Origin of the sequence: Paenibacillus eucommiae (genome assembly GCF_017874215.1) — a bacterium.
Lineage (GTDB): Bacteria > Bacillota > Bacilli > Paenibacillales > NBRC-103111 > Paenibacillus_AI > Paenibacillus_AI eucommiae.
In genome coordinates, this window is record NZ_JAGGLB010000016.1 from 26,022 (window position 1) to 47,575 (window position 21,554).

Below are 21,554 nucleotides of genomic sequence, written 5' to 3' on the forward strand. Positions count from 1 at the left end.
GTGGAGGCTTTGTACTGGGCAAGATTGAAAACAGGCATCCATTATGCGGCTTTAACGTTGTTAAGCGTAATGATGGTGTTCCCTTATATTTGGATGTTCATGACTTCTGTTAAAGCAAAAGACAAGCTGTATAGCGGGAGTATATTTCCCTCCACATTTCATTTTGAGAACTATTTTAGAGTTTTTACAGAAACTAAAATGCTTTTGTATTTGTGGAACAGTATTTATGTCAGTGTGATCATCATTGTATTTCAAATTGTTTCCGCGATTTTAGCGGCTTATGTATTCGCAGCAATTAAGAAGAAATGGGTGCAATTTTGCTTCGTGCTTATATTGGCAACGTATATGCTGCCTGCAGCGATCACCTACATTCCCTCTTTTATTGTATTATCTAAAGCGGATCTGCTGGATACGCACTTAGGCTATATTTTTAGTGAAGCGATCAGCATTTTTGCGATATTTTTCTTACGGCAAGCGTTCGTACAAATGCCCAAAGAAGTGGTGCATGCGGCCAAATTGGATGGAGCAGGACACTTAAGGCTTATTTTCACGGTCTATATTCCCTATTCCAAAAACGCAATTGCTTCCTTGGTATTAATTACTTTTATCTATAGCTACAACAATTATATGTGGCCTTCCTTGCTAATCAAATCGGAAGAGAATATGTTCGTCACGATTGGCTTACGCAGATTGTTCATGAGTCAGGCCGGCTATGGAATGGACTTTCCACTGGCAATGGCTGCTTGTGCGGTGTCACTGCTGCCCATGTTTATTCTACTGGCAGTTTCCAGTAAAAAGATTATCCATTCGATGGCTAATCTCTATGTCAACAAATAAGGTGGTGATGTGCATTTAGCTGTATGCCAGAGATTAAACCTAGCAGCAGAACTGCAGTACTGAAGGTACAACCAAAATAGCTAATTATCGGGAGGAAACAAAGGTGAGAAATCAAAGTTTGAATATGAAGAAAGCAATGTTGTTGGTCATGTGTCTGGTATTTATTTGTATAGCAGCCGGCTGTTCCAGCAGCAGTTCCGCGGAGAAGGAAACGGGCTCAAAGCCAACAGCGGATAACAAAGATAAGGTGAAGCTCGAATTCTATTATGGATTGGGCGGCAAGCTTGGAGATACGATGAGTAAAATTATTCAAGATTTCAACAGCAGCAGTACAAAGTATGAAGTTGTACCGGTTATTCAAGGAAACTACAGCGAGACGCTACAGAAGCTGCAGGCCTCACTTGCGGCAAATAAACCGCCAGCTTTAGCGATCAATGGCTACCCTGAGTTTACGAAGCTGGCCAAAAATGAGGTGCTGCTGCCCCTGGATGCATATATCAACCAGCCAGAGTATAACAAAGACGATATTCTTTTGCTGGATCAGGGCAATTACAATAACGCAGTTTTAGGTGTTCCGTCATTTGTATCGACACAGATGATGTACTATCGGAAAGATATTTTTGATAAATACAATATTGATTACAATGCGCTGGAAAGCTTCGAGCAATTAGCTGATGCGGCCAAGACTATTAAAGAAAAAGAAGGCATTAACGGCTGGAGCATTATGTGGTATGCGGAGCATATGATCGATTACGCCCGTTCTGCTGGTGGAGATATTGCCAGTGAAGATGGCAAGACGATTACGATTGACTCGGAGGAATGGATCTATGCTTGGGACAGTATTCGCAAATGGATTCATGAGGACAAGACCATGAATACCGTATATGGCGGGAATGGCTGGGAATGGTGGTACAAAACGATCGATGGCGTGATGAATGGGAAGTCGGCTGGTTACACAGGCTCTTCTGGCGATGGCGGGGATTTGGATTTCACCAAAGTAGCAACCGGGATGCAGAAAGGACTTCATGGAAGCAAACCAAGACCTGTAGCCGTTTCTGTTATGTTCAACCTGTTCAAGGATTCTCCGAAAGAGCAGCAGGAGGGTGCATGGGAATTTGTGAAGTACTTCTCTGAAGCCGAGCAAACGGCTTACTGGGCTGTGGAAACAGGCTATATTCCGATTCGGGACAGTGCTGTGAATACCGAAATCTATCAAAACAAATTGAAAGAAAACCCTTATTTATCGGTTCCCCTGGAGCAAGCAAAAACGAATGGCATTGCACCCTATGTCGATCCGACAGGCGGCAAAATCTATGCTGAGATCGAACTAGCGAAGGACGAAGTGCTCATTGGCAACAAACCTGCAGCAGAAGTGCTGAAAGAAGCTAAGAAAAAAGCGCAGAATGAGCTGGATAAAGTTCTGAATCAAAAATAACGAGTTGAGTATAGATAAAGAGTATAAATAACGAGTATAGAAGGAGAGTTTTTTCGATGAACCATAACATACAATTAGCAGTTTTTGATTTGGCGGGAACACTGGTAGAGGATAATAACGGAGTCAGAGATTGCCTTTATCAAGCGGCTGCTGAGTACGGGTTAGATGTGACGAGAGATGAGATCAGCACGCATATGGGCACGAACAAAATTCATTTATATCAATTCTTGATAGCCAAAACAAGAGGGAATATCATTGACTTTAAAAATTTTGAGATTGAGATTGATGATTCCACGCATAGTGAGGCCGTCCAACTATATGAGAAGTACACGGAGTATATGATTGCTTACTATAAAGAGAACTGCCGTGAAATCGAAGGCGCTACTGAAACCTTGAGATGGTGCAAGGACAATGGAATTAAGGTAGCTACGGGCACAGGATTTCATAAAGAAATCAACAGCGTCATTATGGAATCGTTAGGCTGGCTGAAAAATGGTCTGATTGATTATGCGGTAGATCTGGACATGGTTCCGGAGGGAAAAGGGCGCCCGGCACCGTTCATGCTTTTCAAAGCGATGGAGTACTTGAATGTTCAAAACGTAAGACAGGTGATCAAAATTGGGGATACGCCTGCGGATATGCTGGAGGGCTACAATGCGGGCTGCCGCGCGGTAATTGGTGTAACCCAAGGCTCTACTCCCATTCAAGTGTGGGGCAAGTACTGGCATACACATGTAATTGATACCGTGAAAGAGCTGCCGGAGCTTATTATGACTGGCAAAATTGTATGATGCAGCAGCTTGAAAAAACAGCGGGCATAGGGATTGTACTGCCTAAGCTGTTTCCTTTTCCGCAAAGTAAGCCGGAGCAGATGATCACAAGTTTGCTATCGATTCTGGAGGATCCTTTCTTTACGGCTGTAGAAGTCTCCTATATTGCTGATCAGGCAACAAGAGCACTAGCCAAGAAGTATATGCAGTATAGCTGTGTGGAAATCCTTTTCAACGGTGGAGATGCTTTTCGGGAGCTAGACATTAATTTGAGTTCGTTGGATCCGGATGTAAGGCGAAAGTCCGTGCAGCAGTGCTTGATGCTGATTGACCATTGCTATGAAATGGATGCCAAAATCATGCACATCGTCACCGGCAAATTCGAAGGGGAAGAAAACAAGCGGCGCAGCTTAGAAGCTTTTATAGCTTCAACAATGGAGCTTTGCAAGTATGCGAAAACTAAAGCCGAATCTTATGAGCTTTGTATCAGCTTGGAAATCGGAGATCGCCATCTGGATCGCCACTATTTGCTGGGCCCTACCCGTGAGGCGGTTCAAGCAGCAAGAACGATTCAAAGTGAGTACAGTAATTTCGGGCTGCTGCTCGACCAAAGCCACCTTCCTCTTATGGAAGAGGATCCGCGCAAGTCACTATGGCTGGCCAAAGATTATTTAACTCATATTCATGTCGGCAATTGTTATATGAAAGATAGACAAGCTCCTTATTTTGGCGATAAGCATATCCCGTTCGGAGTGAAGGATTCGGAGGTTGGCGTTGCAGAGCTTACAGCATTCATTACTACTTTGAAGGAAATCGGATTTTTTACGAGTCCGAAGCCGACTAGAAAGCCTGTCATTACCTTTGAAGTAGGCTGTCTGGAGCAAGAATCTCCTAAGCTGGTTATTGCTAATCTTAAACGGACGTTTTTTGAAGCTTGGGCCAACGCATAAACAGTTAAGAGACTTATGAAACTTATGAAAGTTAAGAGTTAAGAGGGGAATGTGCTATACATGAATGTATTAATTACAGGTTATTTTAACGATCATTCCAAGCAGCAAGTTATACAGTCGTTTCCAAATGATTGGCCTATTCATATTGTTGAGCCGCATCGGATTGAAGCCTACATTGGGGATGCGGAAGTGTTGATCCCGGAGCATATCGAAGTTAACGATACGTTATTGGATCAAGCCCGGAGTTTGAAATTCGTTCAAACCGGAGCGGGTTTTGACAATGTGGATATCGAGGCATGTACGCGAAGAGGCATCTGGGTAAGCAACGCGGCTGGCGTTAATGCGAACGCAGTAGCCGAGCACATTATGGCGTTCATATTGAGCTATTATAAGAACATTTCGTATTTGGACCGTTTTATGAAGAATAAAGGGGATGAAACCAGGCTGTCGTACACGGGTGGCGAGCTGTCTGGGCGAACCATTGGGACCATAGGTTATGGTGCGATTGGATCCAGAGTTGGTGAGCTGGCTCAGGCTTTTAAGATGAAAGTGCTGGCGTATGACAAAAAAATGGCTCAAAATCTGGATCAAACTCCCGGTAAAAGCCTAGCTCAAAGCCTAGCTGAAAACCCAGCTTTAGACCCAGCTTTAGACGCAGCTCAAACATCCGTTCAACCCCCAGCTCTCCCAAGGGATAGTGTTGAATGGGTAAATCTGGACACGCTTCTGGCGAATTCCGATGTTGTGACTATTAATATTTTTCTTGATGAGTCTACTAGAAATTTAGTGGACCGGACATTTTTGAGTAAAATGAAAACCAATGCCCTGCTGGTAAATACGGCAAGAGGACCTATCGTATGTGAAGAGGATTTGATTGAGGCTTTGAAGCATAATATCATCGGCGGAGCTTGTCTTGATGTGTTCACAGAGGAGCCATTAAGCCTGAACAGTGAGCTAAGGTCGCTGGATAATGTGATCCTGACGCCTCATACAGCCGGAATGCCTGATGGAATGAAGTTTCATGAAACGAGGTATCGTTTCTTTGTAGACAACATTGTAAGAGTCAAAAATAATGAAACGCCAAAGAACAATTTGAATCAATTGAACTAAAATAGGTACACAAAAGTGGATGGTCTTATAGATCGTCTTCTTTTTGTGCTTTTCATTGAGATTGTTAAACCAAAATAGTGTTATGGAAGCAATCGGGATGATATAATTGGTGGTAATTGGGAAATCGAGGAACTGGATGTCCAGATTATGTAATCATAAAATGAAACACAGGTAGTGATTAAAATAACAAGACATCATGATATCGTGAAGACTTCGTATATGATTTCTACTACGCTGAGATAGAGAAATACCTTTCTGTAATACATGAAATAGTTGAAGAAATTCTTCAATTATTGAAAAAGCGCCAAAATGATAAGGTCTATCGTCTTGTCGATATCCACAACTTCCCTTTGAATTTACTGAATAATAAGCAATGGAACTCGAAGCGATTCTGGAAACATGAAGTTTCAAACTATAGAAAAGAATTTAATAGAACATCTTTTTTACTTGAAAGTCAGAAAAATTACTAACGCATAGTTTTTTTGATAAATTGTTATTTTGGAGATGATTATTGAGCAAATGGGAATGGAAAGTTATTTTGTGAGATTGCGTCCAAAAGAGGATGAGCATTTCCCGACAAATAAAGCTGATCTAATTCAGAAGTTTATTGAAGCTGGACTTTATGTCAAAATGAAAAAGCGAGACTACCTGCTTGAAGAATTATTCATAATGAGGATAGAGGAGAATAGTGAATCCATAGGAGAAATCACTATTGAGGGATGTTTTTCTTGGTTTGAAAAAGGTTTGGAACAATGCTTTACTAAGATTCAGGTTATCAATGATCAAGTGGGTTCAATCCAACCGTTAAAACCGGACAACACAGCGTTACAACTTTCTAAAGATGAATGTATCCTACAAATTAAACAATTCTACCATGATAACTATAAACATTTTTTGTTGAGATACGGAAACGTTGAGATCAGGAGCCTCCCTGGTAAGGCGTTTTATGACTTAAGAAAGATTAAGTCTTTTTTTATAAGATTATTTGGCTCAACCTAATCATCAGAGCTTGACAGTCAAGCTAACATCGATGGCGGTTAAAAGCTACGAAAATACCAGCTTTATAGCTGCCCGGTATTTATCACAGCTATTTTCATATCGGCGAGGGTAACACGACGTGCGCTAATGGTCACTTCAGTCCGTTAGAAGCGGAAATGCAGCGAAATGAGATTGTAACGGTCACGGATGACCCTTACAGGCTGAAAAGGGGGCGATTGGGGGGGAAACCGCCTGCTAATGGCCGCGGATGTCCATTAGCATCGTGAATATGGAAAAATCAGCCTTTAAAGGTCAGCGGTGACCGTTAGATTGAGGAATGCGAATCTATGAAAAAAGATAGGCGATTTTGCACGAAGACCAACTTGATCGGCATACCACAAGCAGTGCGTACGATAACAAAACCAAGGACATCCTCTTTTTTGGATTTTGGTAAGGTTGCGTACAATTTCTTTAGTGACAGACGTTTGTCACCGAGAATATAGCGCTGCTTCATATCGGTGATCATACCGATCACGGATAGTCCCTTAGACATTGCGCGTGTAACCATGGGAATGACTAGAGTGATGATGTTCATCTCACAGAAACGGTTTACTAATTTTGCTGAACTATACATCACAAACTCTAATCACATAGTTTTCCTCTTAAAAATATACGGCAGCATCTCTAACAACCGTCCACGTGTGATGGGATCTTCATAATTCCATGTAGCATCCATATAATGAATTTTACCGGGAGTTAACTCGGCTATAGCCGCGATCTGTGGACAGTGAGCAACTGTTTGTAATTCTAGGGGAGGAGCCAAGATAAAGTTGCGATCTCCAGCATAGTGATTTAATTGATGCTGCTGAATTTCTATCCATTCTTTCCTTTGCTCGATTAGGTTCATCACTCTGGCAGAGGGACGAAAGCCAAGTGTTTCATACAAGGTGGCTGCAAGCCCACTTTGGCCCATAATATAAACTTTAGCACCTAGCTTGAGATAAACAGTAGCCGTCTCCCCAGCAACATAAGCATGTTCTAATTGCCTACGCACCAGTCTAACTTTGTCCTCATATCTAGTAATCCACTTCTCCGCCGCTTTACTACGTTCAAATAGTTTAGCGAAATAGCGTAACCGCTCAAATAGATTAAGCTTATTGTTTAGTACAACAGCGGGAGCGATCGCATCCAATTCTGGCAAATCTTGTGAACGATAATTACCAAGTAATAATAACTCAGGCTGCAGTTGTGCTATTTTATCCGGCTCTGCACAGTAACCGATATTATGAATATTCCGCAGCTTATTACGATAAATCACTTGTTCCTTCATTATAGAGATGGCCGCTCCTATAGGGGATATGCCTAAAACTAGTAATTCTCCAAGTGTGTTTGTGCCAGCAGCGACAATACGTGATGTATCTTTAGGAACATGAACCTTTCGGCCAAGCGAATCGATAACAGTTCTTTTCTGAGTATGTAGATGGATATTGGCATATTCACGCGGAGTGTTTCCAGTTAATTTACGAAAGCACCTGCTGAAATAGTATTCATCCTTGAACCCAATTTGTCGAGATATTTTGCTCAATGGCTCGATGGAATTGCAAAGAAGTTTCTTTGCATGTTTTATACGTAAATGCATCAAATAATCAGTTGGCTTTCTGCCGGTCAATGTTTTAAACTGCTGACTATATTGCCATCTGACCATTCCGACCATGTTAGCTAGATGCTCTACTGTCAAGTCCTCATAATAATGCTGTTCCATATAATGTACAGTATGTTGTATCATTTTTATCTTTTCTTCGTTCTGCAAATGGGACGCTTGCTCATCTAACTGGGCCATCATACCTAGAATATGCTGAAGTCTACCTTGCATAATAGCCATTTCTGATGCGGAAAGAGAGAAGCAAAACTGTTTTCTCATCTCTGCTTCATTTCCTAATACTTGCTTGACTCGAGAAAATAACAGATTATAGGGACAACCACTAAGCAAGGGGGGATGAGCAACCGGATTCATGGACATTCCTTCTACGTCAAAGGTTTCAAAGGTAAAACGCGCAAGCTGTACTTCCCCGTTGCTTGCTTCCACGTTGTACCGTTGTACAGGTAAAACTATAATGCAGCTCCCTTGTCGCAGATCGATTGCAATTTTGTCTATATACAGCCGTATGCCATGACTGAGAGCTATTAATAATGTACATAAATTCGTTTCATTGTAATTCATTCCCTCATTATCGCTGATCGCTGGCGTCATCTGGTCAATTTGAAACCTATCATAGTGTTGTAGCCTAATATACAGGGAAGCTAGATTCATAAGCAACTCTCCAACTAATAAAAATGATTATCATTATCATTAATATAACATATAATGACATGCTATCAAACATAGCTCAGCTTTAATAGTTCGAGTAGGCATCTTTTTTGGAAAAGTAACAGTTTAAAGAACTTATGAGCAGATACAATTTCTTATGGCCGTTGCATCCATTGAGGCAGCTCTTTAAGCAATTGATCCAAAGCTAACAAGCCATCTGTATTCCACTTGGCAGAGGCGATGTAAACATTTCCCTTTTTAACGGCATGCAGAGTCCCCCATAGTGGGCTTTGTAGTACTCGATCAGCTTCTGTTTGACTTTCATCATTATCGAGTATAAGTACAAACAAATGATCACCAGCATACTCAGGAAGCAGTTCTTCTGAAACCGTAGCGAAAGTGAGCCCTTCATCAATAATATTCTTCTTTACAGCGGGTGGGATGGCAAAGCCTTGCTCTTGATAAATAATGGCACCAAGTGAACGATTGCCCATAACATATAACGTTTTACCTAACTGTAAGAAAACTGTTGCTGTTTCCCCTTCTGCCAATTGAAGCTTATCCCACATTTCTTGCGACTGTGCTTCAAATTTAGCAATCCATTGAGCTGCCTCTTCCTGTTTGCCAAAGATATTTCCAATCTCAGTTACACGTTCTCTATAAGGAAGCGCTGAGTTGAAGGGAACAGTAGGAGCAATTTTCGACAATGCCTCATTTCGGTTTGTATCCTGACTGTAAGTATTAATAATCAAATCGGGTTCTAAGTTCATAATCAACTCTAAGTCACCAGGATTTCCAACATCAACTATTCCTTCCGTTTTACCCTCATAGAATCTACCAGAAGCATGGACAAGGTTATTGCCAATAACCGGAATATCCATCGCCAAGAAATCGCCAAGCTTATCACCCAAATAAACGACATGTTGTGGATGTGCAGGTATTTCAATCTGTTCACCTGTGATCGTTGTATATTGAATTGTTTTCTTACTTTCCTCTACCTGCACATCAGATGCGTTGTCTCCAGAATTACTGCATGCCGATAATAGTAACAACAGGAGGAAAATCCCTCCCCATAGCATAATTCGCTTTCCGTGATGTCTCTTCACACTTGTTACCCCTTTCCTTCTCGCTTTTAAATGAAAATGATTATCATTCATTGCATTATTATAGCTTGTGCGAAAAGGGGAAACAATGAAAAAAAAACGCAATGATTATTTGGATAAATGTCAATAGCCAGGATATGATGTTCTTATGGCAATACTCAGTTAATGCATTGTTTTCAATGATTTTCACCAGAGATATAGAATTGGAAGGTTCAAGTGCATTTGATTGGAAGTAATTACCTAACCCAAATGAACTAGCAATTCTCCTTAAGAGCTTTTTTTGTCCCACGCGGCACCATATCTTTGTGAATAGCCGCTAATAAATAATTATGGAGGAAAATATATTGTCTGAACAACCACCCCAAATATTAGGGCTCCTAGAAATCGAATCTGAAGGTGAAGAAGACTCAGGAGATAATGAAATTATCAATCATTATTAGAACATTGTATACTATATAGTATGGCATGAAATAAATAAGAATCGTTAGGTTTGAAAATTGGAACGTTTTTTTTGGGCTGCAGTTTGGAGGTTGTTAGATAATTGACATGTAAGTAAGCTGGAAGAAAAGTAATGTTAATTTTAATAGTAATTGGAGGTAAGATGATGAACAATAAAATAATGTTGGAAAAGCTGCTTTCGACACAGGAATTAAGCCTTATGCAGTCCGAATTTGATTATTCTAAAGCTGAGGGTAGTGAACTGTTAACGTATTTGATCAATAAAAGCTTAATATTAATGGTTGACTGGTCGGGTGAAGCTGAAAAGTATAAAATCGGTACGTTCCTGCAGTCCAGATTGGATCAATTAAGCAACAAAAAATTTGTGATGAATCAAGAAGAAGTCTACATAGAGATTGAGAAGCAGGAGGATTTTGAGCGGGGGGATGCTGTAGCTTTTAGTATAAAACACTTTGAAAAGGTATTGAAAAAACAAGGGTTTTCTATCAGTCTGATTCAATTAGGTCACGATGCTTATTACATTGCTTTGTCTACATCGGATAGTGCCAAAAAGCTGAGAAAGCTAAAAAGCGATTTTTGGAATTTCACTTCTTTAGAACATAGTACAGGAGAGGTGCTCTATATAGTAGATTGTCCGGATTGTGGAAGTCAATCGATTTGGCAGCTCCCTATGGGAAGTCCTTCTCCCCAAAATGAACAGTGCGAATGTGGAAAGCCATTGTTCGATGATATGGGCGATGCGCTGGTAAAAGTTACGATAGACCCTATTTAACTCAGCCGCTAATCAAGAGGGAGATCTCTTCTTCTTTGTTTCGGCATAGACCTGCACGTTTTCATTTTCGGTAACGGTCGCTAGGATCACATCACGGATATTCGCAGGAGTAAATGCTATCTTTGCATGAAGCCATTCAAGATCTTTTCCAATTTCCTGAAGAAGTGACAGATCGATTGTGCCATCAATAATGATTGGTCTTGAGATCGTAAATGGTTGGGTCTCTAATTTCATGTCTGCGGGAGTAACCGGTTGGTATGGAGTATCCATGAACACGGATATGGTTCCACCGGGCTCCCAGATTGCAAGGGATACTTTTTGTATATCCTCTACTTTTTCTTTTCTAAGCTCAGAAAATAAAAAATCAATTGAGATTCTTGCTTTCGATAGGTTATGGAATTGAATAAGTCCGTCTTTAACGAGCGTGATTGGCGGTGGATCCAGGTATCTTTTGAGAAATGGCCACTTCAGGCTCAGCCACGTCACTGTAACATATAACAGAATCAGAACAATGGTGGTGATCATAGATCCTTTTAATCCCAATTCTTCATCTGAAAGTGGGTGAGCAATAATATTGCCAAGGGTCAGAGCAATAATGAAATCGAGAAACCTTAATTGAGAAATGGAACGTTGACCCATCAATTTAGCTGTAAGGAGTAAAAAAATAAAACTAACAATCCCTCTTAAGATCCATTCAATAGTTGTCAACGATTCTTTGCTTGCGAAAAAATCCAAAACATTCAGCCCCTCCCCAAAAATCCTGAAGTAATAAAAATAAGCTCCCCTTATTTTCCAATCTCTATACCCAAATACATAAAATCGTATACAATAGGACATCTTTAGGAAAACGATACATATTTCGAGGATGGGGAAGAGCATGCGTCAAAAATGGAGCCGGTTTTTGCTGATGATCCTACTGCTTATCATGACCTTTGCTTGCCAAAATCCAGAAGCTAAACCTGAAGAACAAGATTTAATACAAATTAAATCCATCAGAGGTGAACATACAAAGAAAATTATCTTTTTGATGATTGATTCTTTAATGGCTCAAGCGATTGATAAAGGCATCGATCGAAAAGAGCTTCCTGCTTTTCAATTTTTAATTGAACATGGGCACTATTACAAGGATATGGTCAGTTCTTTTCCTACAATGTCTGTAACGATCGATAGTTCATTGATCACTGGGGCCTATCCGAATGATCATCGTGTGCCAGGTCTCACTTGGTATTCTGCGGATGAAAAGAAAGTCATCAATTATGGAACCGGACCTACCGAAGTGTTTAGACATGGAGTGGGATCTGTATTGGTTGATGCTTTAATCAATTTGAACGGCAGCCATTTAAATCAACAATTACCTACGATTTATGAGGAGCTGGCAAGACTTGGTTTCAAATCGGGTTCTATTAATGGCTTGATGTATAGGGGAGAAACTAACCATAAGCTCTCCATTCCCGCTTGGATTGAAGTTCCTACTTCGCTGCCAAAAGAGATCCAAGTAAAAGGGCCGGATTTATTATCTTTGGGCTCATTGTCCAATCCACTTGCAGACATCAGAAATCTTAATGACGGTCTTACTAGCCGAATGGGGATAAATAATCAGTATTCCACAGAAACGCTCCTATATTTGATAAAAGAAAATAAATTGCCTGATTTTTTATATGTTTATTTGCCTGATTTGGATAAAGAACTTCATAAAAAAGGACCTTCCGATTCAAAGGGAATCAAAAAAATGGACAGGCAGCTTTTATCTATATTGCAATCATTTGGTTCGGCAGAAGAGGCTTTGAACCAAGTGATTTTTGTCATCGCGGGAGATAGTGGAATGGCCCAGATCAAGCCTGCAAATGAGAATCCGGTTATTGACCTGCCGTCTTTATTTAAGGATTACAATGTATTGCAGCCAGATGAAGAGGTAACTCCAGAAACAGAAATTATTCTTGCTGTAAATGAAACTATGGCTTATGTATATAAACATAAAACAGATCTATCCCTAAGAAGTATGGCTAGTTTATTAATAATGGACCCACGTATCGATTTTATATCATGGAAAGAAAAGGAATGGACCTACGTAGTGCAAGGAGAAACAGCCAAAGAGCTAAAATATAAAGCAAACGGAGAGTTAATGGACCCTTATCAACAAAAATGGCTGGTTGAATCGGAAGTTGAGGTGTTGGATTTAAAAGTAAACCGAGCGAATCACACATTGGATTACGGCCAATACCCTGATGCTTTGCAGCGGTTAACCGGAGCCTTGAATTCTCACCCTGGAGAATTTCTGGTAGTCACTGCGAAGCCAGGATATGAATTGACAGATAGAAGCTCTCCGACGCACAAAGGCGGCGGAGGCCACGGATCTCTTCATCAAGCTGAATCGCTAATTCCGCTAATCATTTCCGGCACGGATCTTAAACCGCAATTTTTGCGCATCGTGGATTTAAAATCATTTTTTCTCCAATTATTAATGGGCAAATGAAACAAATGAAACAAATGAACAAATCATGTACTTGTTAAGCGAAAAAAAGAGGGAATTCACTCTTCAAGTGATAAGGATCGCTACTTTTAAAAAATTCAATGCGATCTTTCTTTGCAGTATCCAAATTCAAAGCTTGGCTGTATTCTATGTTGTTTTCAGCAAGAAAATGTCGGGTCCAGTCTTTAGGAGAATCGTAGAACTGTCCGATTTCGTTAAAAGCAAATTCATTGATGAGATCGAGGTTATAAGCCTCTGTGAACAAGGGTCTATCGACAATTAAAGGTGAGATTACGGAAACATTATTTTTGCGTAGATTGTCGATACCTTCTTGACTTCGAACAGCAACAGAAAGCGTTTCAGTGAACGCTACGCCGAGATTTTGCAGCATGGGTATCCATCTTTTTAAATAACTGCTTGCTAGATTAATAATATCGGCCACGTGGAGGGCACTCATGTCTCGCAGCTCAAGTTCTATGGATTTTCCTTCATGATCAGTAATGTGATAATCCCCGGATTTAAATAAGAAGAGATGAGGGACTTGGAGCTTTTTAGCAATGGGTATCGAAAAGAACCAATCTCTTCTTTCGCCGCCAGAAATGATAGTGGGTTTGTAGGTGTTATTTAACTTGTAATAGTCCAAAAGGGCATCGATGGAAGCATTGTACGCTTGATCAGCGTCAACAGCTTGATTGATAATATCGAGAATGGCTCCCGCTTGGTGCTCCCTTGAAAGATTATCCTTTAAAAGATTGGTTATGTTCTCTAAAATCACCTCTGCCGCATGTTCTCCAGCAATGTTCTCAGTGTTTATATAGAACGGACCAGGCTTTCCTGATGTGTACCAATAAGCATCTTTTTCGCTGCTATTTCTAACAGAAAAACCGTTTGTTTCAGTTAATCGCTCCAGTAATACTTGAGTTGCAGCCTTGTTCGACATGAATCTTGCTCCTCTCTTAAATAGGCTACGTTTATTATACACTATTTGGTAGATTTTTTTTAAAAGGAAGTGCTGCTATGTCAATTATTCCTAAATCTTTACATAGGATTCTTTCTGTAATCGTAGGTGGGTACATTATGCTTCGATAATTCGATCCCGGCTCGAAGCTAAACCAAAAATCAGCATCAATATGGATATGATAAGCAGTACAATAAGCGGAACCTTCCATCCGTTCGTAGCATCATGCAAATAACCGAAAAGAGTGGGTCCTAAAGCTGCCAGCAGGTAACCGACAGACTGTGACATTCCGGATAATTCAGCTGCATCGTGAGCATTTGTAGTACGAAGCCCGAAAAACATCATAGCCAGGCTAAACGAACAGCCCGAGCCAACACCGATTAATACAGACCAGAGAAGGACTAGTGTATGATTGCCTGAAAGTAGCCCCCCAATGCCAATAAAGAAAAATGCGGCTGTCAGGAGCATAAGAGCTACCTGATTTTTCATTCTTCCTGCTAGAATGGGTACTAGAAAAGTGATGGGGAGTATTGCCAGCTGCATGAAGGATAGCGTCCAACCTGCTGAATCGGAGCTCATTCCCTGACTTTTCAGAATATCGGGAAGCCAAGAAACGACTACATAAAAAAGCATGGACTGCAAGCCCATGAATAGTGTAACCTGCCAGGCGAGTGAGGACTTCCACAAATTGGTTCGATGCTCGTTCAGAGCTGATGTTTTCGCTTTTTGCTGCTGTGTACGGCTTAATTGAGGGATCCACCAGAATAGTGCCGCTAAGGCTAGCAGGCTCCATATGCCAAGTGCTCCATTCCACCCCAAACCAGCTTGATTTGCCAACGGCACGCTGACTCCGGATGCAACCGCTCCGCATAAATTCATGGCAACCGAGTAAACGCCGATCATCATTCCAATTTTTAAAGGATACTTTTCTTTGATAAAGCTCGGCATTAGTACATTACAAATTGAAATCGCCAGGCCGAGAATGATTGTTCCGATCAGCAGAGTACCGATGCCCCAAGAAGAGCGTATTGCCATTCCTATTAAAAGAAGGACCAACGATCCGAAAAGAACGGATGAAGTACCGAAACGGCGAGCCAATTTAGGTGCTATAGGTGAAAGCAGGGCAAATGCCAGTAACGGCAGCGTGGTCATAAAGCCAGCTAAAGTATTCGAAATACCTAGGTCATCCCGAATGGTTCCAATGAGCGGACCAACTGAAGTTAAAGGAGCACGTAAATTTGCTGCGATCAAAATAATACCTAGCACGAGCAGCCAGCTTTTAGAAGCTGAAGTCGATTTGGTATCCGATTTAAGTTGTGAGGTCTGCACTTAGATTTCCTCCATCTCTATATCTCTTTTTATTTGTTCCATAAACTGCTGCACGATTCTAGCTGCTGCTGCTGCATCTTGGGCGACAATAGCGTCCACGAGTGGATGATGCGCGTTTTGGGGAAGAACTGCAGAAAATTTTTTTCTTAAATAAATCATTATGGATTCCTGGATTGCCTCAGTAATATGCGCATACAGCTCGATGAGCATGGGGTTGCCGGTCGATTCCACGATAGTCTGATGCAGTTTCATATCAGCGGCCGCATACTTCTCGATATCAAGGCTTGCAGCAAAAGAATTACATTCCAGCTGATAAAAGCGGAGTTTCTCCAAATCCTGTTCCGTCCGTCTTTCAGCGGATAGCCTGGCTGCTTCTTGCTCAAGCGCATTTCGGACTTCCAGCGTATCCAGCAAGCTCGATTTTTGAATACGCCGTTGAATGGCTGCGCCCAGCGTGCTGCTGGAGGAGACGTAGGTTCCATCCCCCTGTTTTGTCGTTAATACGCCGGCATGACACAGGGCCTTTACCCCTTCGCGTAACGTATTTCGGCTAACATTTAGTTCTACCACAAGCTCCGGTTCCGCGGGTATCTTTTTGCCTACCGGCCATTGACCGGATTCAATCAAGGCCTCGATTTGTAAAATAACTTGATCAACAAGAGTGAGGCGAGTAGTTTTAGTGAGCATATTTGAAACCTCCAAAGGTAGGATGATTGGTTCTATTTATAAAATACCACATCATTTCATTTATGTACATGAAATTCTACTCCCTGAAAATAAATAAAACGGCCAGATAGGATATCTGGCCGTTTGCCGCGATTTAAGCACTCACTGTGTTTCTTTTTTCGACAGCTTCTTTTGAAGGACGCTTAACAACTGTTGGTTGGTGACATGCTCTTGCTGTTTCTTGGTGTACGACTCGTCTAATCCGTCTAAGCTCCTGGCCAACTCTTTCCATGCTGCTTTGATTTTTTGCTGGATGGCAGAGGGTTTGTTTAATACCGCTTAGTACTTCACACTCCGTGACCGTTGAAAAGAATATCCGTCGTTTCTCTTCTTGGGCCTGTCGTACTAAATTAACAGCGGCATGATCATTGTCCAAAATCGCAATGACGACGTTAGAATCGAATAAGTAGCCGGAGTGGTTGTAGGTCACTTTCCCCAGCCCTCCCGAGACTCTTGTATGTGCTCCAATAATTCTTGAGCTTCTCCAGGTTTCAGATCACTGCAACACTCAAGATATCATCGACTGAGTAATCATCAAAGTCCTCAATGGTTTCTGCCTCGAGATCGATGACCAGCTTTTTGGTGGACATATTGTTTTCAGATAAAAACTCCCTTAAGTCCTTTGCTATATGAGGATGGAGTTTGCGAACCATTGACATGGAGAAGCACTCCTTTTTAAAATAGGATTCTGAATCGTATGATCCCTGCGAATCACTTCGATCTTTACTTACAAGTAATTACACCCGATAATGGAGCCACTGGATACTGGCGTTGAAGCGCCGCACGTTTTTTCATGTTCTGTACTGACCACCACTTGACTACATTTTAGCCACGCATTTATCGGGAGTAATATTTTTATCGGCGCCTAATGTTATGAGCAAATAGAAAAAGTTGCCAAACACTCAAATGTTTGATATGCTAATAGAACGACTAGGGTCGTCCAACACAAAAAACCTCTTTCGTTAGAAGAGGAGACTAATTTGCTTTGACAAGCACCACCTTGTTAAGCAGCTATTCTTTTGTGTTGCAGCCCCCATGAATGGAGGTGACAAATATGGCTAAAGACGTATTGTGCGAAGTTAATTCATGCCGCCACTGGGCTAATGAAAACCAATGTACAGCAAGCTCGATCTACATCGTAAATAATTCCGATAAAGACGCTCACAAATCCGCTGAAACGGATTGCAAAACTTTTGAAGAGAAGTAAGAACTACGATCGGAGGAACTCCCAAGGTTCCTTCTTTCTTTTTGTATTGTAGCAAGAATGATAATTATTATCAAGCCTTTTTTTTTGTAATTATTTTTAACCTCTAATTAACCCCTTTATTGAACTGGCATCTATATCGCCCGCGTGCTTACCTCAACCCATCAAATTCGATGAAACTCAATAAAACTCAAACTGACTCTCAACAAAATACTTACGGACATCACAGACGCTATTTGTGGCAAAATGACATGATTTGAAATGCTTACGGACACAGAAGCCGTTAATGAGGATGTTTTCTCCTGTTTTAGCCCTATGTAGGGCAAATAAGGTCCCTCATGTCCGCCAGGATATTCCGAGTGTTAATCTAATACAAAGCTGATGTTTATCTAATACTTCTCTAACAATTGCTTGGTAGACTTTAGTTATCCCGAATTCATCCAACAAGACGAGGCAAAATAATGGGTGTAAAGAAGAGATGAATGGAGTTGATTCAAGTGACAAAAAAAGCATGGTCAACACAAGAGCTAGATAGACTCATTCGACTATCCAAGGAATGTCCGCCTACCGTAATCGCCCATGAAATGTGCCGGCCTGTAACGTCGGTAAGGAAAAAAATGCGTGAAATTGGTATCAGCTACGTATCCGGAGAAGAGTGGAAGAAACGCCAAATTCAGTATTTGCTTTCGGAAGAAAGCAGTGCTTATAAAAGCAAGCTTCAGGCACAAGCACGTGCCTCTGAAATAGAATCTCCTGTTCTTGATGAGTTTTGGAAGACACTAGTAACGATGGCACGTGTTGCGAAAAAAAGAGGTAAACCCGTCGATGTTCTATCTTTTATAGACACGTATCGGAAAATCAGGCTTGGGGGTTAATTGCATACATGCGTATTTACGCACAAGTATGCAGGCTTATATGCCTACATGCCAAAAAAAAAAGGTGAAGCTCAGGATGTCCTGGTCTTCACCTTTTGGTTTGAATTATTTTGAAGTGTAGGCTACGCCCACTTTTTCAATGATCTTCTGGCTTTCATCGTTCAGGCCGCGAAGCGTAAGCTTTTTCCCCAGACTCTCATACTTCTCAACCACCTTGGCGATAGCGTTAATGCCGGAATGATCCCATACATGGGAGTGCCCAAAGTCAATTACGACATGAGCAGGATCCTTGTGGTAATCGAAAAGATGAATGAAATGAGTCATCGTAGCAAAAAATAGCTGCCCCGATATTACATATACTTTTTGACCGCTGCTTTCGAGACTTGAGGTTCCCTTAATCCGAGCCATCTTCCAACCAAATGACACTGCGCTAAGGATAATCCCAGCTAATACGCCGAGTGCCAGATTGGATGTCGCTACTACGATAGCTACGGTAACAATCAAGACTACCGCATCATCACGAGGAATCTTGTTCAAGGTGCGAAGGGAGCTCCAATCGAAGGTACTGAATGAAACCATAAACATCACACCAACCAAAGCAGCCATCGGAATTTGCTTGACGACACTACCGAGCATTAAAATTAGAAAGAGTAGAAATAAGCCTGCTACTAAGGTGGATAATCGCTTCCGGCCACCCGATTTAACGTTGATGACGGTTTGTCCGATCATGGCACATCCAGCCATACCGCCAAAAAATCCAGTAATCACATTGGCGATTCCTTGTCCGCGGATTTCACGGTTTTTATCGCTTGGGGTCTCTGTCATTTCATCGACAATCGTTGCCGTTAACAGAGATTCCGTCAATCCTACGATAGCAAGCGCTAGTGAAAGCGGCAAAATAATGAGCAAAGTGCTCAAGGACAAAGAGATTTCCGGGAGATGAAAAAAGGGCAGCTTTTGCAAAATCTCGCCCATATCCCCTACAGTGCGAACTCCGCTTCCAGTGACAATCGAGATGATCGTCATAACAACAATAGCTACCAGAGCAGAAGGAACGGCCTTGGTAATCCGCGGCAAGCCATAAATAATCAGCAGGGTCCCAGCTACAATCGTATACATCGGCCAGGATTCACCTTTAAAGTTCGACAGCTGTGCCATAAAAATAATAATAGCCAAAGCATTGACGAAGCCGATGATAACGGAATGAGGAACGAATGTAATAAAACGACCAAACTTGCATACGCCCAGGAGCCATTGAATGATACCCGTTAAAATGGTGGCGGCAAATAAATACTCGATGCCATACTTCACAACGATCGGTCCCATTAACGAAGCCATAGCACCAGTTGCCGCTGAAATCATCCCGGGCCGGCCTCCAAAAAAGGAAATGCTAACAGCAATCGTAAAGGAAGCGTACAAACCAACCATCGGATCCACACCAGCCATGATGGAGAACGCAATAGCTTCTGGAATTAAGGCAAAGGCGACCGTGATCCCAGAGAGGACATCCTTGCGGACATTACCAAAGAAACCTTGTCTAAGTTGCTGAAAAAACAAGAATTAACCACTTCCATTCTATTCAATTAGGGACGCTCCACTCTCAGGATTGTCGGGGCCGATATACACTGTTTACGATTATAACTAATATCCATTGTTTTTTCTAGTAAAAAAGCTGGCAGGTATAATTTCTCGGCCAAGAGCCGATTTTGAGCAATTTTAAGCAATATTTCAAGTACTTATCCAGATTCGTGACTATCGCTAAATTTCTAAGTAAAGTACCTGTACATGTAAGCTTTTTTTAAGGTTTTTGCGTTATGATATATATAGAGGAAATACGAGGAGTTGATGGTATGGAATCGCGCAGAGGCTGGTTAAAGCAATCGTTTGGTAAAAGATTAAATAAACTGCATACATGGAACGCTTGGATCGTGCTGATTTTAGCTGTGACTGGCATTATTTTGAGTATTGGAGCCATTCGTGGTGATTTAGGGAAATTCAGAGTGATGTTGAAGCAGGTGCATATTTGGATAGGGCTGGTATCGATTGTGCTGATTGCGCTTTACGGACCGATGGTTCGTAAGCATTGGAAGCAGCTTCGTGGCCGGATCAATCAGAAAGGCAATCTGCTGCTTGTGATTGCGCTGCTTGTCGGCCTCAGTATTTCGGGGCTTGTGCTGTGGCAGTTCAAAAATCTGCCTACGCATTGGAACAATGCCGCGCTGCTCGTTCATGATCTGCTGACCTGGGTCGGTATCCCGTATGTCATTTACCATTCCATCTCCCGCAGCCGCCTGCTTAAGCGTCAGCAGCAGCAGGAGCGCGCCGCAGCCGCTGCTGCTGCTAAAGCAAGCGCTCATGCTGCGAGTGCTGGAAGTGCAGCAAGTGCAGCAAGCGCAGGTAGTGTAGCAAATGCAGCAAATGCGGCTCCAGCAGCAATTACCGCGTCTGCGCCAGCGTCAGCCGCCGCCACAGCATCGCAGCCTGAGCCTGAGCCAGCTGCAGCGCAGCGGACCAAAGCGCAGGCGGTCATCGCCGTGCTGAAAAATTCGCCGATCACGCGCGCGTCTTTCCTGCGGCTGGCCGCAGGGTTGCTGCTGCTGATCGGCGTAGGGCCCGCCTTTTACCGCTGGCTCAAAGGCGCCTTTGACACTGGCGGCAGCGGGATCGCGCAGCTTAGTGAAACAGACGGCAATCGGATGCTTCCGCCGCCTGAGCCCTTGCCTGATTCCGCCGCGGTCGTCGGCGGAGGCGCCCAAGGGAATTTCCGTGTCTACACGGTTACGTCAATTCCCACATTTTCTTCGGATAACTGGCAATTCGCTTTATCCGGGTTAGTTGCCAATCCCAGGGCCTTCAGCTGGGAGGAGTTCCTGGAGCTTGAACGGACGGTTCAAGTGAGTGATTTTCACTGTGTTACGGGCTGGTCTGTCTACAGCGTTACATGGGAGGGAATTCCGCTCAAAAAATTGCTGGACATGGCTAATGTAAACAAAGAAGCTAAATTTGTGAAATTTTACTCGGGGGACAATGTGTATACTGACGCACTCTCTCTTGAGCAGGCTGATATGGAAGATGTGATGGTAGCTGTCATGATGGATGGCAAGCCGATTCCGCAAAAGCTGGGCGGACCAGTCCGTCTCATCGTTCCGAAAATGTACGCATACAAATCCGTGAAATGGCTGCAGGGTATTGAGCTGATCGAGAAGGAGCACACTGGTTATTGGGAGCTTCGAGGTTACGACAACGATGCTTGGGTTTAGCGGAGGAATT

20 protein-coding genes are annotated in these 21,554 nt (G+C 42.2%); 11 read left to right on the top strand and 9 right to left on the bottom strand.

Annotation, left to right across the window (positions count from 1 at the left end; genetic code table 11):
• The 6 genes from J2Z66_RS21885 (at position 1) to J2Z66_RS21910 (ending at position 6,101) form a co-directional block, all read left to right on the top strand.
• Positions 1–837, top strand: a complete 837-nt coding sequence (locus J2Z66_RS21885; protein ID WP_312894715.1) for a carbohydrate ABC transporter permease — start codon at positions 1–3, stop codon at positions 835–837.
• A 103-nt stretch (positions 838–940) separates the two neighbouring features.
• A complete protein-coding gene (locus J2Z66_RS21890; protein ID WP_312894698.1) occupies positions 941–2,272 on the top strand; it encodes an ABC transporter substrate-binding protein in 1,332 nt (443 codons plus the stop codon).
• A gap of 56 nt (positions 2,273–2,328) precedes the next feature.
• On the top strand, positions 2,329–3,063 hold the full coding sequence (locus tag J2Z66_RS21895; protein WP_209974374.1) for an HAD hydrolase-like protein: 735 nt from the start codon (positions 2,329–2,331) through the stop codon (positions 3,061–3,063).
• Positions 3,060–3,992: a sugar phosphate isomerase/epimerase family protein gene (locus J2Z66_RS21900; protein WP_209974376.1), complete on the top strand. Its 933-nt coding sequence runs from the start codon at positions 3,060–3,062 to the stop codon at positions 3,990–3,992. Before J2Z66_RS21895 ends, J2Z66_RS21900 begins: the two co-directional genes overlap by 4 nt.
• A gap of 60 nt (positions 3,993–4,052) precedes the next feature.
• The gene (locus tag J2Z66_RS21905; protein ID WP_209974378.1) at positions 4,053–5,102 is read left to right on the top strand and encodes an NAD(P)-dependent oxidoreductase; all 1,050 of its coding nucleotides are present in this window, start codon (positions 4,053–4,055) and stop codon (positions 5,100–5,102) included.
• 519 nt (positions 5,103–5,621) lie between these two features.
• Complete coding sequence (locus tag J2Z66_RS21910) at positions 5,622–6,101, top strand: hypothetical protein (RefSeq protein WP_209974380.1); 480 nt, start codon at positions 5,622–5,624, stop codon at positions 6,099–6,101.
• A gap of 625 nt (positions 6,102–6,726) precedes the next feature.
• Here the strand turns inward: J2Z66_RS21910 and J2Z66_RS21915 are convergent.
• Together J2Z66_RS21915 and J2Z66_RS21920 are read right to left on the bottom strand one after the other, a co-directional pair.
• On the bottom strand, positions 6,727–8,391 hold the full coding sequence (locus tag J2Z66_RS21915) for an AraC family transcriptional regulator (RefSeq protein ID WP_209974382.1): 1,665 nt from the start codon (positions 8,389–8,391) through the stop codon (positions 6,727–6,729).
• A 152-nt stretch (positions 8,392–8,543) separates the two neighbouring features.
• Complete coding sequence (locus tag J2Z66_RS21920) at positions 8,544–9,494, bottom strand: ABC transporter substrate-binding protein (protein ID WP_312894702.1); 951 nt, start codon at positions 9,492–9,494, stop codon at positions 8,544–8,546.
• Between the two features lie 601 nt (positions 9,495–10,095).
• On the opposite strand from J2Z66_RS21920, the gene J2Z66_RS21925 reads away from it, so the two are divergent.
• Entirely contained in the window at positions 10,096–10,722 is a 627-nt protein-coding gene (locus tag J2Z66_RS21925) for a DUF6630 family protein (RefSeq protein ID WP_209974386.1), read from the top strand.
• A gap of 12 nt (positions 10,723–10,734) precedes the next feature.
• Here the strand turns inward: J2Z66_RS21925 and J2Z66_RS21930 are convergent, their stop codons facing one another.
• Positions 10,735–11,457 carry a DUF421 domain-containing protein gene (locus J2Z66_RS21930; RefSeq protein WP_209974388.1) on the bottom strand — a complete coding sequence of 241 codons (723 nt, stop codon included), beginning with the start codon at positions 11,455–11,457 and terminating at the stop codon, positions 10,735–10,737.
• A 142-nt stretch (positions 11,458–11,599) separates the two neighbouring features.
• Here J2Z66_RS21930 and J2Z66_RS21935 point away from each other — a divergent pair, with 142 nt between their 5' ends.
• Positions 11,600–13,195 (top strand): alkaline phosphatase family protein, encoded by a 1,596-nt coding sequence (locus J2Z66_RS21935; RefSeq protein WP_209974390.1) that lies wholly within the window; start codon positions 11,600–11,602, stop codon positions 13,193–13,195.
• 34 nt (positions 13,196–13,229) lie between these two features.
• On the opposite strand, the gene J2Z66_RS21940 is transcribed toward J2Z66_RS21935, so the two are convergent.
• The 5 genes from J2Z66_RS21940 to J2Z66_RS21960 form a co-directional block, all read right to left on the bottom strand.
• On the bottom strand, positions 13,230–14,132 hold the full coding sequence (locus J2Z66_RS21940) for a hypothetical protein (RefSeq protein ID WP_209974392.1): 903 nt from the start codon (positions 14,130–14,132) through the stop codon (positions 13,230–13,232).
• Positions 14,133–14,267: 135 nt separating this feature from the next.
• Positions 14,268–15,479 (bottom strand): CynX/NimT family MFS transporter, encoded by a 1,212-nt coding sequence (locus tag J2Z66_RS21945; RefSeq protein ID WP_209974394.1) that lies wholly within the window; start codon positions 15,477–15,479, stop codon positions 14,268–14,270.
• Positions 15,480–16,166 (bottom strand): FadR/GntR family transcriptional regulator, encoded by a 687-nt coding sequence (locus J2Z66_RS21950; RefSeq protein WP_209974396.1) that lies wholly within the window; start codon positions 16,164–16,166, stop codon positions 15,480–15,482. It lies immediately after the preceding gene.
• A gap of 133 nt (positions 16,167–16,299) precedes the next feature.
• Positions 16,300–16,635, bottom strand: a complete 336-nt coding sequence (locus J2Z66_RS42850) for a PIN domain-containing protein (protein ID WP_312894703.1) — start codon at positions 16,633–16,635, stop codon at positions 16,300–16,302.
• 61 nt (positions 16,636–16,696) lie between these two features.
• On the bottom strand, positions 16,697–16,864 hold the full coding sequence (locus J2Z66_RS21960) for a hypothetical protein (protein WP_209974398.1): 168 nt from the start codon (positions 16,862–16,864) through the stop codon (positions 16,697–16,699).
• A 395-nt stretch (positions 16,865–17,259) separates the two neighbouring features.
• Here J2Z66_RS21960 and J2Z66_RS21965 point away from each other — a divergent pair, with 395 nt between their 5' ends.
• Positions 17,260–17,412, top strand: a complete 153-nt coding sequence (locus tag J2Z66_RS21965) for a DUF1540 domain-containing protein (protein WP_209974400.1) — start codon at positions 17,260–17,262, stop codon at positions 17,410–17,412.
• Positions 17,413–17,906: 494 nt separating this feature from the next.
• Positions 17,907–18,284 carry a hypothetical protein gene (locus J2Z66_RS21970; RefSeq protein ID WP_209974402.1) on the top strand — a complete coding sequence of 126 codons (378 nt, stop codon included), beginning with the start codon at positions 17,907–17,909 and terminating at the stop codon, positions 18,282–18,284.
• Between the two features lie 105 nt (positions 18,285–18,389).
• Here J2Z66_RS21970 and J2Z66_RS21975 read toward each other — a convergent pair whose 3' ends face one another.
• Positions 18,390–19,841 (bottom strand): SulP family inorganic anion transporter, encoded by a 1,452-nt coding sequence (locus tag J2Z66_RS21975; protein ID WP_209974405.1) that lies wholly within the window; start codon positions 19,839–19,841, stop codon positions 18,390–18,392.
• Between the two features lie 293 nt (positions 19,842–20,134).
• Between J2Z66_RS21975 and J2Z66_RS21980 the strand changes: the two genes are divergently transcribed.
• Complete coding sequence (locus tag J2Z66_RS21980; RefSeq protein ID WP_209974407.1) at positions 20,135–21,544, top strand: molybdopterin-dependent oxidoreductase; 1,410 nt, start codon at positions 20,135–20,137, stop codon at positions 21,542–21,544.
• Positions 21,545–21,554: the final 10 nt, after the last annotated feature.

Coding starts and splice junctions, on each gene's coding strand:
- J2Z66_RS21895 (WP_209974374.1), top strand. CDS start 2,329: ATGAACCATAACATACAATTAGCAGTTTTTGATTTGGCGGGAACACTG.
- J2Z66_RS21900 (WP_209974376.1), top strand. CDS start 3,060: ATGATGCAGCAGCTTGAAAAAACAGCGGGCATAGGGATTGTACTGCCT.
- J2Z66_RS21905 (WP_209974378.1), top strand. CDS start 4,053: ATGAATGTATTAATTACAGGTTATTTTAACGATCATTCCAAGCAGCAA.
- J2Z66_RS21910 (WP_209974380.1), top strand. CDS start 5,622: ATGGGAATGGAAAGTTATTTTGTGAGATTGCGTCCAAAAGAGGATGAG.
- J2Z66_RS21915 (WP_209974382.1), bottom strand. CDS start 8,391: ATGAATCTAGCTTCCCTGTATATTAGGCTACAACACTATGATAGGTTT.
- J2Z66_RS21925 (WP_209974386.1), top strand. CDS start 10,096: ATGAACAATAAAATAATGTTGGAAAAGCTGCTTTCGACACAGGAATTA.
- J2Z66_RS21935 (WP_209974390.1), top strand. CDS start 11,600: ATGCGTCAAAAATGGAGCCGGTTTTTGCTGATGATCCTACTGCTTATC.
- J2Z66_RS21940 (WP_209974392.1), bottom strand. CDS start 14,132: ATGTCGAACAAGGCTGCAACTCAAGTATTACTGGAGCGATTAACTGAA.
- J2Z66_RS21950 (WP_209974396.1), bottom strand. CDS start 16,166: ATGCTCACTAAAACTACTCGCCTCACTCTTGTTGATCAAGTTATTTTA.
- J2Z66_RS21960 (WP_209974398.1), bottom strand. CDS start 16,864: ATGTCAATGGTTCGCAAACTCCATCCTCATATAGCAAAGGACTTAAGG.
- J2Z66_RS21965 (WP_209974400.1), top strand. CDS start 17,260: ATGGCTAAAGACGTATTGTGCGAAGTTAATTCATGCCGCCACTGGGCT.
- J2Z66_RS21980 (WP_209974407.1), top strand. CDS start 20,135: ATGGAATCGCGCAGAGGCTGGTTAAAGCAATCGTTTGGTAAAAGATTA.